The sequence below is a fragment of the Microbacterium algeriense genome (assembly GCF_008868005.1).
In the GTDB taxonomy this organism is placed as follows: Bacteria; Actinomycetota; Actinomycetes; order Actinomycetales; family Microbacteriaceae; genus Microbacterium; species Microbacterium algeriense.
The window spans coordinates 1156494-1170490 of record NZ_WAAO01000001.1; the positions used below are offsets into that span (position 1 = coordinate 1156494).

Below are 13997 nucleotides of genomic sequence, written 5' to 3' on the forward strand. Positions count from 1 at the left end.
ACGTGATCGGGGAGGAGATGCGGCATGCTGGTGGAGATGGTCATCGATGGGTTCGACGTTCCGGAGGACGGAGCGACGCAGGATGCTGTCGCCGACCTCCTCGTCCGCGTCGCCTCCGGTGATCAGGCTGCCTTCGCGGCCCTCTACGACACCCTCTCCTCCCGTGTGTTCGGCCTCATCCTCCGGGTGCTGGTCAATCGCTCCCAGAGCGAGGAGGTGCTCCAGGAGGTCTTCCTGGAGATCTGGCAATCCGCTTCGCGCTTCGCTCCGAACAGAGGACAGGGACGGGCGTGGATCATGACGATCGCTCACCGCCGGGCCGTCGATCGGGTGCGAGCATCGCAGTCGAGCGCCGACCGGGACGTGCGAGCGGGCTTCAAGGACCTCGGCGTCGCGCATGACAGCGTCGCGGAGCAGGTCGAGCTGGAGATCGAGGGAGGCAAGGTCGTGGAAGCACTTTCCGGGCTTCCCGAGCCCCAGCGCGAAGCTCTCGTCCTCGCCTACTACGGCGGTTACAGTCAGAACGAGATCGCGGCCCTCGTGGGGGCGCCGCTGGGGACGATCAAGACACGGATGCGAGACGGGCTGACCCGGCTGCGCACGGCGATGGGGGTGACGGCATGAACGAGAAGGACTTCGCGGAGCTCGCGGCAGGTGCCGCGCTGCACTCGCTCTCCGCAGACGACGAGCAGCGGTATCGCGAAGCGCTCGCCGCGCACCCCGAGTGGCGCGCCCGCGTCGAGGACGATGCCGCCACCGCCGCGCTGCTCGCCGACCCGGTCGAGCCGGTCGCGCCGCCCGCTGGCATCCGCGCCGCGCTGCTCGCGCAGATCGCCGCCACGCCCCAATCCGGGGCCGTGGATGCCGGTGCGACGCCGGCCGCCATCGGGGCCTCCCCGGCGGAGGCCACCGTGGCGGGCGGTTCCGAAGGGGACGCCTCCCCGCAGCGCACGCCGCGCCGCTGGAGCCGGACCGTCTTCGCGCTGGCGGCGTGCCTCGCCGTCCTCGTCGGTGTCGGGATCGGTGCCGTCGCCCTGAACCAGCAGCTGAATCCTCCGGCGAGCGTGGTCGCCCTGCAGGAGATCGAGTCGGCTCCGGACGCGGAACAGGCGACCGTCGCTCTCGACGACGGCGGCACGGCGACCGCCCACTGGTCGGCATCCACGGGGAAGGCCGTGCTGGTCGCGGACGGGCTGCCGTCGCCGCAGGAGGGCAAGACCTACGAGCTGTGGTTCGTGCGCGGCGACGCCCCCGTCTCGGCGGGCGTGTTCGACGTGGACGGCGGAGACGCCACAGCGCTCCTCGCGGGGGAGATGCAGGCCGGAGACGCGATCGCGGTGACGGTCGAGCAGGACGGCGGGTCGCCGACCGGTCAGCCCACCTCCGACCCCGTCGTCGTCATCCCCACGGCCTGACACCCCTGATCGCGCGTACCCTGGAGGGATGCCCGAGCAGCACCACCGGCCCGTCCGTCGCCCGACGAGTTCCTTCGACAACATCGTCGGCGCCCACGATCCCGCCGAGGAGACACGCATCGCGCACGCCACGGCATCGGCCCTGCTGACCCGCGTCCGCGCGGACGAGAGCGGAGCGAGCGCGGAACGGCTGGTCGCCTTCACCGCCGAGCACGGGATCGACGAGATCGCGGAGCTGTGGTCGAAGGCTCCCTCGCGCACGCTGCCGGGATCCCTGTGGCGCCTGTACGTGCTGCAGCTCGCCATCCACGCCGATCCGCACACCGCGGCGCTGCTCTACGACCGCGGACGCCTCGAGCTGTCCTCCGCGGACGCCGTCATCGCGGGAGCCCCGGTGCCTGCCAGCCCCGACGAGCTCGTCGCGCTCATCGACACGATCCTGCTGGGGGCGTTCCGCGGCGACTTCGCGGTCGCCCTGGACCGCGCCGCCGCGTTCTGCCGGGTGCAGGCCTCGGGAGCGACCCACACCGCGGACGACTACGAGCCGACCGAGCCGTCGCGGGCCAGCGAGCTGACGACCAGGGCGCTCCGACTGAGCAGCTACGGTCAGGATCTCGCCGCGGCCGCTGTGCTGTGGCGCATGGAGGCGCTGTCCTGAGCGGCGAGAAGGTGACGCGACGTACCTTGAGCCTCGTTGGCGTGCCGTCCCTGGCCTCGTACGTCGTACCTCGTATCGAGCCCGCGTGGACCGCTCACGTGATTGGCTCGTCGTCGTCGTCGCGTGCGGTCCGTTGGGAGCCAGGGGCCTCACAGGCGGCATCTTCGCTACACTCCGACGTTCGGAGTCGCGGCGCCGAGGATGCCCGGGGGTATGAGAAGACCGGGCCGCAAGAACGCCTCTCGGCGGAAGGCCGCTCGCAGCGGCGAAAAATGGAGCCCGGGGTTATGCGGCCCGGCCACTCCATTGTAACGCGATGATGCCGAGGGTATTCCCGGCCCTCTAGGCTCGGATCATGACCCGGCGCTTTGCCCTGATGCTCGACCCCGTCGCCGCCGATGAGCAGCGATCCGACTACGCGGACACCTTCACGCAGGTCGATGCCGCCGCCCCCGCGCTCAGCGTCGGCGAGCTGAGCACACAGCGCGGAGACGGCGTGTTCGAGTCCATCGGCGTGGTGGACGGACACGCGCAGGAGGTGGTCCCGCACCTGGAGCGGCTCGCGCACTCCGCCCGGCTGTGCGACCTCCCGGTGCCGAACCTCGCCCAGTGGCGTCAGGCGGTCGACCAGGCGGCCGCTCAGCTCGACGCGGGCGAGTCGGTCATCAAGCTCATCCTCAGCCGCGGAGTCGAGCACGGACCCGCTCCGACGGCCTGGGTGACCGCTGCACCGGCATCCGACTTCTCGCGGGTGCGCAGCGAGGGTGTGCGCGTCGTCACGCTCGACCGCGGATACGACCTCGGCGCGGCGGAACGGGCGCCGTGGCTGCTGCTCGGCGCGAAGACCCTGTCGTACGCGGTGAACATGGCCGCCCTGCGCGAGGCGCACCGGCGCGGAGCCGATGACGCGATCTTCCTGTCCAGCGACGGCTTCGTGCTGGAGGCGCCGACGGCGTCGCTCATCCTTCGGTTCGGCGACCGCTTCGTCACGCCGGCCCCGAACGGCGGCATCCTGCACGGCACGACGCAGCTCAGCGTCTACGAGCACCTCTCCGACCAGGGGTTCGAGGTCGGCTACGACCGCATCCCGGCCACGGATCTCCCGCAGGCGGATGCCGCGTGGCTGGTCTCGAGCGTCCGCCTCGCCGCCCCCATCACGGCGGTCGACGGCGTATCCCTTCCGGTCGACACGGCCCTCACCGCCGCCCTGAACCGCTACCTCCTCTCTCCCCGCGACTGACCCCCGCCCTCGCCCCGGCTCCCGCCCCGGCACAACTTCGGAGATCCACGACGACACGCCGTGGACCAAGGCGCAACCTCGGCGGGTCGGCTCGGCGCTCCGAAGTTGTGCGGGTGAGCGGGGCTTCGTCCGAGGGCACAGGAGAGGCGGTCAGCGACGGCTTCGAAGGGAGCCGACGATCGCTCGCTCCACGAGGTCCCAGTCGTAGACGACCATGGCGTAGTCGAAGCGCAAGGTGCTGTAGCCCCAGGCGGCAGCATTCGCGTCACGCACCAGATCCTTGTGCCGATGCGAGGGCGAGTCGTGACCTTCTCTTCCGTCTGTTTCGACGATGAGCCAGCCGTCGATGAGGAGGTCGACGCGTCCGGTGCCGGTGATCCACATCTGTGTGCGTACGTCCCAGCCAAACGGGCGGAGCCGCAGTCGCAGGAGAGACTCGAGTCCGCTGTCCGACGTGTCGCGCGAGAACTCGACGAGATCCCTGCCTCTGCTGTTCAGAACCCGTCGCAGCCATCGGAGGCCGCGTGCATCGATCAGCTTCAGCCGGCGCGCGGACTCGAGGGCGACGAAGAACCGCTCGGTGCCGCGGCAACGGAAGATCTGCAGGAGGATCCGTGGCACGGACGGAAAGCCGAATGCGGATTCCGACGGCGCATCGTCCCAGTGCACGACGCACGTGCAGGGTTCGTCGCCATGACGGTACTGATGACGGTCTCCGTGCATCCACACATGCCGTTGCGGCACGTCGAGAACCCAGATTCCGAGGTGCTCGGCCGCCGACTCGCATCCGAGCACGCCGCCGTGTGCCGCGGCGGCGACGACATCCGCGCATGCAGACGTGCTGGCGTAGACCCCGCGGCGGACGCGTGCGAGACCTCCCTCGCGGACCAGGCGCTCGATCTCTCCTCGCCGCAGGCGTCTGCGCAGTGCGCCGTATCGCCACACCTGTTCACCGTCTGCAGAGCACATCGTTCGAGCATGCCCCGCCGGCACTCCCGGTGAGCTCCGCGGCTTCACGGCTGGTGGACGGTGCCTCCGGATACTAGGTCGGTGCAGAAAAGGTCACACCGAGCACAACTTCGGAGATCGGAAGCGACACACCGGTCGACTTCGGCTACACCCCGGCGTTTCGGCGCGGATCTCCGAAGTTGTGCGCGGGCAGGCGCGGATCTCCGAAGTTGTGCGCGGGCAGGCGCGGATCTCCGAAGTCGTGCTCGGGCAGGCGCGGATCTCCGAAGTCGTGCTCGGGCAGGCGCGGATCTCCGAAGTTGTGCGCGGGCAGGCGCAGGTCTCCGAAGTTGTGCGCGGGCGGGCGCGGGTTCAGCCGAAGCGGCCGGAGACGTAGTCCTCGGTGGCCTGCACGGAGGGGGTGGTGAAGATGCTCGTGGTGTCGTCGTACTCGATGAGCTTGCCGGGCTTGCCGGTGCCGGCGATGTTGAAGAACGCCGTCTTGTCGGAGACTCGGGATGCCTGCTGCATGTTGTGCGTCACGATGACGATGGTGAACTCGTTCTTGAGCTCGCCGATCAGCTCCTCGATCGCGTAGGTCGAGATCGGGTCGAGCGCGGAGCAGGGCTCGTCCATCAACAGCACCTGCGGCGACACGGCGATCGCGCGCGCGATGCACAGGCGCTGCTGCTGGCCACCGGAGAGGCCCGAACCGGGCTTGTCCAGGCGGTCCTTGACCTCGTTCCACAGGTTCGCGCCGGTGAGCGACTTCTCCACGAGGGCGTCCTGATCGCTCTTCGACATCCGGCTGTTGTTGAGCTTCACACCCGCGAGGACGTTCTCCTTGATCGACATCGTGGGGAACGGGTTCGGCCGCTGGAACACCATGCCGACCTGACGGCGCACGAGCACCGGGTCGACGCCGGCGCCGTAGAGGTCTTTGCCGTCGAGCAGCACCTCGCCCTCGACGCGGGCGCCGGGGATGACCTCGTGCATGCGGTTGAGCGTGCGCAGGAACGTGGACTTGCCGCAACCGGAGGGACCGATGAAGGCGGTCACGCTCCGCGGCTGGATGTCGAGGGAGACGCCCTCCACGGCGAGGAAGTCGCTGTAGTAGACGTTCAGGTCGTTGACTTCGATGCTCTTGGACACTGCAGATTCCTTGCTTGTCGGGTCGAGGGCTCAGCGGCCGGTCTTGGGGGCGAAGATCTTCGCGACGAGCCGCGCGATCAGGTTGAGCAGCATGACGATGATGATGAGCGTCAGCGCGGCCGCCCAGGCGCGTTCCACGTAGGCCTCGGCCGGGATCCCCTGGTACGCGTACTGCGAGTAGGTGAACACCGGGAGGGTCTGCATGCGCCCGCTGAAGAGGTTGTAGTTCATGGCGTCGGTGAATCCGGCGGTGAGCAGCAGGGGTGCCGTCTCGCCGATCACGCGGGAGATGGCGAGCATGACGCCCGTGGTGATGCCGGCGATGGAGGTGGGCAGGACCACCTTGACGATCGTGAGCCACTTGGGCACGCCGAGCGCGTAGGACGCCTCGCGCAGCTCATTCGGCACGAGCCGCAGCATCTCCTCGGTCGAGCGAACGACCACCGGGATCATGAGGACGGCCAGGGCCACCGAGCCGGCGATGCCCATGCGGACGCCCGGCCCGAAGATCAGGGCGAACACGGCGTAGGCGAACAGGCCGGCGACGATCGAGGGGATGCCGGTCATCACGTCGACGAGGAACGTGATGGTGCGGGCCATGCGTCCGCCCTGCCCGTATTCGACGAGGTAGACGGCGGTCATGAGCCCGATCGGGATCGAGATGACCGCAGCGGCGAGCGTGACCAGCAGCGTGCCGATGATGGCGTGGAGCGCACCGCCGCCCTCACCGAGCACACCGCGCATGGACGAGGAGAAGAACAGCCCGTCGAAGCGGGCGAGGCCGTTGGCGACCACCGTCACGGCGACCGACACCAGCGGCACCATCGCGATCGCGAACGCCGAGGTGACGATGCCCGTGATGAGACGGTCGAGCGCCTTGCGGGCGCCTTCGATGATGCGCGACATCACGTAGATGAGCACCAGGTAGATGACGGCGCCCAGCACGACGGACCCGGCGATGTTGAGGTCCGACCCGCTGGCGAGCGCCTCGAGCGCGAACGGCGTGAACCCGATGAGGAGGGAGAGGGCGAGCAGACCCCAGGGAGCCCAGCGGGGGAGGTGCCCGGAGTTGAGGGAGACGGGCGGGGCGGCGGCGCTCACCGTGCGCGTGGATTCCGGCGCAGTAACGGTCATGTCAGTTCGCTCCCGAGAATTCCTTGCGGCGGTTCACGAACCAGCGGGCGAGAGCGTTCACCGCGAACGTCACGACGAACAGGATCAGACCGGTCGCGATGAGGATGTTGATGTTGACCTGGTAGGCCTCGGGGAACGTCAGTGCGATGTTCGCCGCGATCGTGGAGGGGTTGGTGGAGGTGAGCAGCTCGAAGGTGACGGCCTTGCTCACCGAGAGGACCATGGCGACGGCCATGGTCTCGCCGAGCGCACGGCCGAGGCCCAGCATGGAAGCGGAGACGATGCCCGAGCGGCCGAAGGGGAGGACGGCCATCCGCACCATCTCCCAGCGGGTCGCCCCGAGGGCGAGAGCCGCCTCTTCGTGGAGGCGCGGCGTCTGCAGGAAGATCTCCCGGCAGATGGCCGTGATGATCGGGACGACCATCACGGCGAGCACCATGGCGGCGGTGAGGATCGTGCGTCCGGTGGGCGAGACCACGCCGTCGAAGAACGGGATCCACGAGGCGTTCTGGTTCAGCCAGGCGTAGATCGGCTGGACCGCCGGAGCGAGCACGAGGATGCCCCAGAGGCCGAACACGACCGAGGGGACGGCGGCCAGGAGGTCGACGATGTACCCGAGGCCCTGAGCCAGGCGACGCGGCGCGTAGTGCGTGATGAACAGGGCGACGCCGAGCGACAGCGGGACTGCGAGCAGCAGGGCGAGGAAGGCCGCCCAGACCGTGCCGAACAGGAGCGGGCCGACGTAGTCCCAGAAGTTCGTCTTGAGCAGGGAGGCGTCCTCGGCGGTCGCAGTGAACGCCGGGATCGACTGCACGATGAGGAAGATCGCGACCGCGGCCAGCGTGATCATGATCATCGAGCCTGCGGCGACCGCGGTGCCGGAGAACCAGAGGTCGCCGGCACGCTTCTTCGCGACGATGCGCGTGGGCGCCGGCGAGGTCGTGGCTGTCATGGGAGCTGCTTCCTGCTCAGTGGAGATCGGGTGTCTGACGCGAGCAGACGGTCTCCGGGATGCCGTGGGGCATCCCGGAGACCGTCATCGACTCACTTGATGAGGTCGATCGCAGCCTGAGCCTGCTCGCGCAGGTCGTCCGAGATCGGGGCGCTGCCGGCGTTGGTCGCGGCGGCGTCCTGGCCCTCGGCGCTGATCGCGGTGGTGAAGAACGCCTTCGTCAGCGCGGCGATGTTCTCGTCCTCGTACTCGGCGCAGCCGATGAGGTAGCTGACGAGGAGCACCGGGTAGGCGCCGTCGGCCGTCGTGGTGCGGTCGATCGCGAAGGCGAGGTCGCCGTCGGTGCGGCCCTCTTCGATCGTGGACGCGTCGAGCGCGGCGGCGGCGCCCTCAGCGGAGTGCGGCACGAAGTTGTCGCCGACCTTGACGTTCACGGCCGAGAAGTCGGCAGCCTGCGAGGAGTCGATGTAGCCGATGAGGCCCTGTCCGCCCTTGACGGCGTTCGCGACACCCGAGGTCTTCTCCGCGGACTCGCCGCCGAGGTCTGCCGGCCACTCCTCGACGCTGCCCGCCGTCCAGACGTCACCCGCGGTCTGCGACAGGTAGTCGGTGAAGTTGCCGGTGGTGCCGGACTTGTCCGAGCGGTGCACCGGCGTGATGGCGAGGTCCGGCAGCGTGGCGTCGGGGTTGTCCTTGGCGATGGCCGGGTCGTTCCACTTGGCGATCTTGCCGGCGAAGATCGACGCGATGGTCTCGGCGTCGAGGTTCAGCTCGTCCACGCCGTCGAGCGAGAAGACGATGGCGATCGGGGAGACGTACGCGGGGACCTCGATCAGGTCCGAGCCGTCGACGCAGGCGCCGAAGCCGCCGGCCGAGATCTCGTCGGTCTTGAATGCACGGTCGGAACCGGCGAAGTTGACAGCGCCCTGCTGGAAGGACTCGCGGCCACCGCCGGAACCCTGCGGGTCGTACTCGACCTGCGCGTCGGGGTTGGTCTTCTGGAACTCCGCGGTCCACGCCTGGATGGCGACCTGCTGCGAGGAGGCGCCGGCGCCGACGAGCGAGCCGCTCACCGCGGCGGTGTCGGAGGTGGGAGCATCCGTGGAGCCGCTGCCGGCTTCGTTCGCGGCACAGCCGGCGAGGGCGAGAGCGGCGACGGCGCCGATGGCGCCGATTCGTGCGATTCGGGAGATCTTCACTGTGGATCCTTCGATCTTGGAGGGGTGGGGCCCGGTGCAGGGCACACAGTGACGCTAGGGGCGACGGTTAACGAGACTCTCCCGCGCAGGTGAACGGCAGGTGAACGACGGGCGACTCTCTGGGGAGCACCCGCGAGATTCCGCGCCCATCGCTGAGCCGCCCTGGGTCGCTGAGCCGCTCTGGGTCGCTGAGCCGCTCTGGGTCGCTGAGCCGCTCTGGGTCGCTGAGCCGCTCTGGGTCGCTGAGACGCTCTGGGTCGCTGAGCCGCTCTGGGTCGCTGAGCCTGTCGAAGCGTCAGACCTTCGGGACGTGCGTCTCGATCGCGATGATCCCCGAGCCGGGGTTCGTGGCGGACAGGTGCACGACCGAGAACGCGGCCGGCTCCAGGTCGGCGGCGCTGCCCAGGTAGGAGCCGTGGATCGTGCCCGTCGCCAGCGCGATCTCGGAGAGCAGGCCGGGGAGCACGGGGCCGTGGCTGCACAGCACGGCGGGCTTTCCGGAGCGGATGCGCCGTCCGACGACGGAGCGGAGATCGGACTCGCCGTCCTCCCAGGCGTCCTGGCTGATCTTGCCGGTCTCCACGGGCTTGCGCCGGAGAGCCTTGGCCAGCGGAGCGACCGTCTCGACGCAGCGCACGGCGTCGCTGGTCACGATGCGGCGCACGCCGAACGCGCGCAGCGGCCCGACGATCGACTTCGCCTGCTTCCTTCCGCGATCGGTGAGCGGGCGGGACGCGTCCGAGCGGTCCCATTCCGAGCGGGGGGTGGCCTTGGCGTGACGCAGTGCGATCACCGGGAAGGTCCGCAGCACGCCGTCGTCGACGAGGTTCGCGAAGAAGTCGAGGATCTCCAGGTCGACGGGATAGCTCAGCCGCGCCCGCGCCTTCTTCAGACTCACCCATTCGAGGGCGGCGATCTCTCGGTTCGGCACGAAGGTCGACTCGCGGATCGCGGCCTCCGTCGCCTCGGCCGCCCAGTAGTGCACGACCTTCTGCTTCTGCGAGGCGAGGTGATAGCGGCTCACCCCGACCGAGACGCCGAGCGACACTCGGATGCCGGTCTCCTCGTGCACCTCGCGCACGGCCGTCTCGGCGAGCATCTCGCCGGGGTCGACCTTTCCCTTGGGGAGAGTGATGTCGCGGTACTTCGTGCGGTGGATCAGCAGGATCCGCAGTTTGCCGTCGACCAGCCGCCAGACGACGGCCCCGGCGGCGTACACGGCCTTGTCCGTCCACTTCGCTTTCGTCACGGAGTCGGCGGGGAGCTGCAGCTGCCGCGTGTTCATCGAACCGCCCGCGCGCGGCGACGCCGCTGGATCAACCCCATGGTCTTGTCCTGCAGGTCGATCAGCGGCTTGCCGTCGGCATCGACGGCGTGGCGCGTCCAGACGCCTGCGGGGCCGAGGTGCCACGACGAGGTGCCGTCGTCCATCGCCAGGTCGAAGAACGTGCTGAGCTCCTTCAGATGCGCGGGGTCGGTGACGCGGACCAGGGCTTCGACGCGACGGTCGAGGTTGCGGTGCATCATGTCGGCGCTGCCGATGTACACCTGGGGATCTCCGCCGTTCTCGAAGGCGAAGATGCGCGAGTGCTCGAGGTAGCGCCCGAGGATGCTGCGCACCGTGATGTTCTCGCTGATGCCGTCGAGGTCGGTGCGGAGGCTGCAGATGCCGCGCACCCAGACGTCGACCTTCACTCCGGCGGCGCTGGCGCGGTACAGGGCGTCGATGATCTCCTCGTCGACCATCGAGTTCACCTTGATGCGGATGTGCGCGGGGATCCCGGCCTCCGCGTTCTTCCGCTCCGCGTCGATCTGACGGATGAGTCCCTTGCGGAGGTGCAGCGGGGCGACGAGGAGGCGCTTGAACTTCTTCTCGATCGCGTAGCCGCTGAGTTCGTTGAAGAGGCGCGTCAGATCCTTGCCGACCTGCGCGTCCGCGGTGAACAGGCCGAAGTCCTCGTAGATGCGGCTGGTCTTCGGGTTGTAGTTTCCGGTGCCGACGTGGGAGTAGTGACGGAGCATGCCGTCCTCCTCGCGGATCACGAGCGCGAGCTTGCAGTGGGTCTTCAGCCCGACCAGGCCGTAGACCACGTGCACGCCGGCCTTCTCCAGCTTGCGGGCCCAGACGATGTTGTTCGCCTCGTCGAACCGGGCCTTCACCTCGACCAGCGCCAGGACCTGCTTGCCGGCCTCTGCTGCGTCGATCAGCGCCTGCACGACCGGGCTGTCGCCCGAGGTGCGGTACAGGGTCTGCTTGATCGCGAGCACGTGCGGGTCGCGGGCGGCCTGCTCGAGGAACGCCTGCACGCTCGTGGTGAACGACTCGTACGGGTGATGCACGAGCACGTCGGACTTGCGGATCGCCTTGAAGATGTCGGCGCGGTTGCTCGATCCCGCCGGCTGGAACGCGACAGCGGTCGTCGGCAGATGGGGCGGGTACCGCAGGTCCGGCCGGTCGATGCGCGACAGATCGAACAGGCCGCGGAGGTCGAGCGGCCCGGGGAGGCGGTAGACCTCCAGATCGGTGATGTCGAGCTCGCGGACCAGGAGGTCCATGGTGACATCGTCCATGTCGTCGGTGATCTCGAGGCGGATCGGCGGACCGAACCGCCGACGCAGCAGCTCGGCCTCGAGCGCCTGGATGAGGTTCTCGCTCTCGTCCTCCTCGATCTCCACGTCTTCGTTGCGGGTGAGGCGGAACGCGTGGTGGTCGAGCACCTCCATGCCGGGGAACAGGTCGCCGAGGTGGTTGGCGATCAGCTCCTCCAGGCGCAGAAACCGCTTGATCTCGCCGGTGGACGGCACCTCGACGAAGCGCGGCAGCATGGGCGGCACCTTGAGGCGTGCGAACTCCTGGCGACCGGTACGGGCGTTGCGGATGCGGATCGCGAGGTTCAGCGACAGTCCGGAGATGTAGGGGAAGGGGTGTGCCGGGTCGACGGCCAGCGGCATCAGCACGGGGAAGACCTGGGCGCCGAAGTACTCGGACAGCGCGGCGCGCTCGTCGTCGGTGAGCTCCGACCAGTCGGTGATCTCGATGCCGGACTCGGCCAGCGCGGGACGCACGAGCGTGGTCCAGGCGTCCGCGTGGCGCAGCTGCAGGGCGTGGGCCTCGCGCGAGATGTCGGCGAGCGCGTCGACGGGGGAGCGGCCGATGTTGGTCGGCACGGCGAGCCCCGTCATGATGCGGCGCTTGAGTCCGGCGACGCGCACCATGAAGAACTCGTCGAGGTTGCTCGCGAAGATCGCCAGGAAGTTCGCCCGTTCGAGTTCCGGCAGCGACGGGTCCTCGGCGAGCTCCAGCACGCGCTGGTTGAACGCCAGCCAGCTCAGCTCCCGATCCAGGTAGCGATGGTCCGGGAGCAGGGAGTCGTGCGACTCGATGGCGTCGAAGTCGTCGTCTTCGGCGTCACCGAGACCGGCGTCGGCGAGTGCGGGATCGATCATGGGGTACATCTAAGCACCGTGAGGTGACGCCCGTGTGAACGGAGACGCTCGTCAGCCGGCTTCGACGAGGTTCTCGTCCTCGTTGACGTTGAACCGGTAGCCGACGTTGCGGACCGTGCCGATGATCTGCTCCTGGTCGCCGAGCTTCGCCCTGAGCCGCCGCACATGCACGTCGACCGTGCGGGTACCGCCGAAGTAGTCGTAGCCCCACACCTCGCTGAGCAGCTGTTCCCGCGTGAACACGCGCGCCGGGTGGGTGGCGAGGAAGTGCAGCAGCTGGAACTCCTTGTAGGTGAGGTCCAGAGGCCGCCCGCGCAGCTTTGCCGAGTACGACTGCTCGTCGATCGTGACGCCCGATGCCTGCACCCTCGCGGGCTCGGCGGCGTCGTCGCGACGGGCCAGGGCGAGCCGGAGCCTGGCGTCGATCTCCGCGGGGCCGGCGGTCACGAGCAGCACGTCGTCGATGCCCCAGTCTCCGGAGAGCGCGCTCATGCCGCCCTCGGTGACCACGAGCAGCAGCGGTGCGTCCTGACCGGTCGTGCGGAGCAGCCGGCACAGCGACTTCGCCGCGACCAGGTCGTGGCGGCCGTCGACGATCACGACGTCGTAGTCGGGGGCGTGGATGAGCTGCGCCGGCTCCGCCGGAATCTGACGCGACCGATGGCTCAGCAACTCGAGCGACGGCAGCACCTGCTCCGAGAGCGGAGCGTTGGTCAGAACCAGGACCTGGGCCACGCGCACTCCTCACCGACGTGGATCGACGTCGTGCCGCCATGTTACCGGGAGCGGATGCGCAACAATGGTGACATGACGGATCCAGCACTCGCACCGCGCAACGCGTTCGTCGGTGTGCTCGTCGTGTGGGCGACGGCCTTCGTCGCGACGGTCGCGATCGGCATCTTCGTTCCCGAGGAGTGGCGCGTGCCCTGGCTGCTGGTCGGCTTCGGCGGGGTGGTCCTGCTGTCGTTCGCGGTGCAGCTCTGGTACGGCCGGACCCAGGGGTTCATCTTCCGGGTCGCGGGGAGCGTGACCGGCGCCCTGCTGCTGATGGGGATCATCTCGATCGGTTTCGGTCTGGCGGCGCTGATCCCGTCCTGACGGCGAGGCGGCGCGGTAAGGTGGAGCACATGGACCTCATGGCGCTCGAAATCTTCTTCATCGGCCTGCTGGGCCTCGCGAGCCTGGCTATCGTCTTCGTCTCGGCCGTGGTGCTGCGCAACCTCTTCCGCGGCCAGCGCTGATCCGATCGTGATCGAGCTGCCCACCGACCTCCCCGCCGATCTCGCCCCCTTCGCGTGGCTGATCGGCGTGTGGGAGGGCACCGGCGTCATCGACTACCCCGTGGGTGATGAGCGTCTCCAGGGAGAGTTCACGCACCGGGTCAGCTTCAGCCACGACGGCGGCCCCTTCCTGAACTACTCGGGGACGGCGACGTTCCTCGACGAGAACGGGGCTCCGGCTGTCGCGCTGCTCGCCGAGACCGGCTTCTGGCGTCTCGCGCGCCCGGCGACCGCGGCCGATGCCGGCCCGGCGCTGCTGCCTCCGACGGCTCCGCCGGTCACGCGCACGGTCGACGACGTCGAGGCGCTGCGAGCACCGAGCGGCGGATTCCCGATCGAGGTGTCGCTGGCTCACGCAGACGGCGCGCTCGAGCTGTACATCGGCGAGATCAACGGGCCGCGCATCGACATCGGCTCGGATGCCGTCGTGCGCAGCGCCGGCGCCAAGGTGCACACCGCCTCCTCGCGCATGTACGGGCTCGTCGAAGGGCACCTGCTGTGGGCGTGGGACATCGCCGCCCTCGGCACTCCGCTGCGCTCGCACGCGTCGGCGCGCCTGGCGAAGGTCTGAC

14 protein-coding genes are annotated in these 13997 nt (G+C 69.0%); 6 read left to right on the forward strand and 8 right to left on the reverse strand.

Translation table 11 applies throughout. The features are described from left to right. The first annotated feature begins 24 nt into the window (after positions 1-24). The 4 genes from sigK (at position 25) to F6A08_RS05665 (ending at position 3313) form a co-directional block, all read left to right on the forward strand. Complete coding sequence (sigK, locus tag F6A08_RS05650) at positions 25-624, forward strand: ECF RNA polymerase sigma factor SigK (protein WP_017201438.1); 600 nt, start codon at positions 25-27, stop codon at positions 622-624. Beyond that, positions 621-1415, forward strand: coding sequence for an anti-sigma factor (locus tag F6A08_RS05655; RefSeq protein WP_124896195.1), 795 nt, complete (start codon positions 621-623; stop codon positions 1413-1415). The genes sigK and F6A08_RS05655 overlap by 4 nt, the downstream gene beginning before the upstream one ends. Positions 1416-1443: 28 nt before the next feature. Further along, entirely contained in the window at positions 1444-2073 is a 630-nt protein-coding gene (locus F6A08_RS05660) for a DNA-directed RNA polymerase subunit beta (RefSeq protein WP_151458850.1), read from the forward strand. 355 nt (positions 2074-2428) lie between these two features. Further along, positions 2429-3313, forward strand: a complete 885-nt coding sequence (locus F6A08_RS05665) for an aminodeoxychorismate lyase (protein ID WP_151458851.1) — start codon at positions 2429-2431, stop codon at positions 3311-3313. A gap of 150 nt (positions 3314-3463) precedes the next feature. Here F6A08_RS05665 and F6A08_RS05670 read toward each other — a convergent pair whose 3' ends face one another. The 8 genes from F6A08_RS05670 to F6A08_RS05705 form a co-directional block, all read right to left on the reverse strand. Continuing rightward, positions 3464-4282 (reverse strand): PDDEXK family nuclease, encoded by an 819-nt coding sequence (locus F6A08_RS05670; RefSeq protein WP_225855748.1) that lies wholly within the window; start codon positions 4280-4282, stop codon positions 3464-3466. 351 nt (positions 4283-4633) lie between these two features. Beyond that, entirely contained in the window at positions 4634-5413 is a 780-nt protein-coding gene (pstB, locus tag F6A08_RS05675) for a phosphate ABC transporter ATP-binding protein PstB (RefSeq protein WP_017201433.1), read from the reverse strand. Between the two features lie 30 nt (positions 5414-5443). Further along, a complete protein-coding gene (gene pstA / locus F6A08_RS05680; protein ID WP_124896192.1) occupies positions 5444-6547 on the reverse strand; it encodes a phosphate ABC transporter permease PstA in 1104 nt (367 codons plus the stop codon). Position 6548: 1 nt separating this feature from the next. Next, entirely contained in the window at positions 6549-7499 is a 951-nt protein-coding gene (gene pstC / locus F6A08_RS05685) for a phosphate ABC transporter permease subunit PstC (protein WP_017201431.1), read from the reverse strand. A 92-nt stretch (positions 7500-7591) separates the two neighbouring features. Next, positions 7592-8698, reverse strand: a complete 1107-nt coding sequence (pstS, locus tag F6A08_RS05690) for a phosphate ABC transporter substrate-binding protein PstS (RefSeq protein ID WP_017201430.1) — start codon at positions 8696-8698, stop codon at positions 7592-7594. 295 nt (positions 8699-8993) lie between these two features. Beyond that, the gene (locus F6A08_RS05695; protein ID WP_017201429.1) at positions 8994-9983 is read right to left on the reverse strand and encodes an NUDIX hydrolase; all 990 of its coding nucleotides are present in this window, start codon (positions 9981-9983) and stop codon (positions 8994-8996) included. Then, positions 9980-12145 (reverse strand): RNA degradosome polyphosphate kinase, encoded by a 2166-nt coding sequence (locus F6A08_RS05700; protein ID WP_017201428.1) that lies wholly within the window; start codon positions 12143-12145, stop codon positions 9980-9982. The genes F6A08_RS05695 and F6A08_RS05700 overlap by 4 nt, the downstream gene beginning before the upstream one ends. Positions 12146-12196: 51 nt before the next feature. Next, the gene (locus F6A08_RS05705; RefSeq protein WP_017201427.1) at positions 12197-12880 is read right to left on the reverse strand and encodes a winged helix-turn-helix transcriptional regulator; all 684 of its coding nucleotides are present in this window, start codon (positions 12878-12880) and stop codon (positions 12197-12199) included. Between the two features lie 72 nt (positions 12881-12952). On the opposite strand from F6A08_RS05705, the gene F6A08_RS05710 reads away from it, so the two are divergent. Together F6A08_RS05710 and F6A08_RS05715 are read left to right on the forward strand one after the other, a co-directional pair. Then, positions 12953-13243, forward strand: a complete 291-nt coding sequence (locus F6A08_RS05710; protein WP_026049618.1) for a hypothetical protein — start codon at positions 12953-12955, stop codon at positions 13241-13243. Between the two features lie 150 nt (positions 13244-13393). Next, positions 13394-13996 carry a heme-binding beta-barrel domain-containing protein gene (locus F6A08_RS05715; RefSeq protein WP_124896191.1) on the forward strand — a complete coding sequence of 201 codons (603 nt, stop codon included), beginning with the start codon at positions 13394-13396 and terminating at the stop codon, positions 13994-13996. The last annotated feature ends 1 nt before the right edge of the window (position 13997 follow it).

What these genes read in the sequence shown, in the direction of transcription:
- sigK (WP_017201438.1), top strand. Translation starts at nt 25, where the DNA reads ATGCTGGTGGAGATGGTCATCGATGGGTTCGACGTTCCGGAGGACGGA.
- F6A08_RS05655 (WP_124896195.1), top strand. Translation starts at nt 621, where the DNA reads ATGAACGAGAAGGACTTCGCGGAGCTCGCGGCAGGTGCCGCGCTGCAC.
- F6A08_RS05660 (WP_151458850.1), top strand. Translation starts at nt 1,444, where the DNA reads ATGCCCGAGCAGCACCACCGGCCCGTCCGTCGCCCGACGAGTTCCTTC.
- F6A08_RS05665 (WP_151458851.1), top strand. Translation starts at nt 2,429, where the DNA reads ATGACCCGGCGCTTTGCCCTGATGCTCGACCCCGTCGCCGCCGATGAG.
- F6A08_RS05670 (WP_225855748.1), bottom strand. Translation starts at nt 4,282, where the DNA reads ATGTGCTCTGCAGACGGTGAACAGGTGTGGCGATACGGCGCACTGCGC.
- pstA (WP_124896192.1), bottom strand. Translation starts at nt 6,547, where the DNA reads ATGACCGTTACTGCGCCGGAATCCACGCGCACGGTGAGCGCCGCCGCC.
- pstC (WP_017201431.1), bottom strand. Translation starts at nt 7,499, where the DNA reads ATGACAGCCACGACCTCGCCGGCGCCCACGCGCATCGTCGCGAAGAAG.
- F6A08_RS05695 (WP_017201429.1), bottom strand. Translation starts at nt 9,983, where the DNA reads ATGAACACGCGGCAGCTGCAGCTCCCCGCCGACTCCGTGACGAAAGCG.
- F6A08_RS05700 (WP_017201428.1), bottom strand. Translation starts at nt 12,145, where the DNA reads ATGATCGATCCCGCACTCGCCGACGCCGGTCTCGGTGACGCCGAAGAC.
- F6A08_RS05710 (WP_026049618.1), top strand. Translation starts at nt 12,953, where the DNA reads ATGACGGATCCAGCACTCGCACCGCGCAACGCGTTCGTCGGTGTGCTC.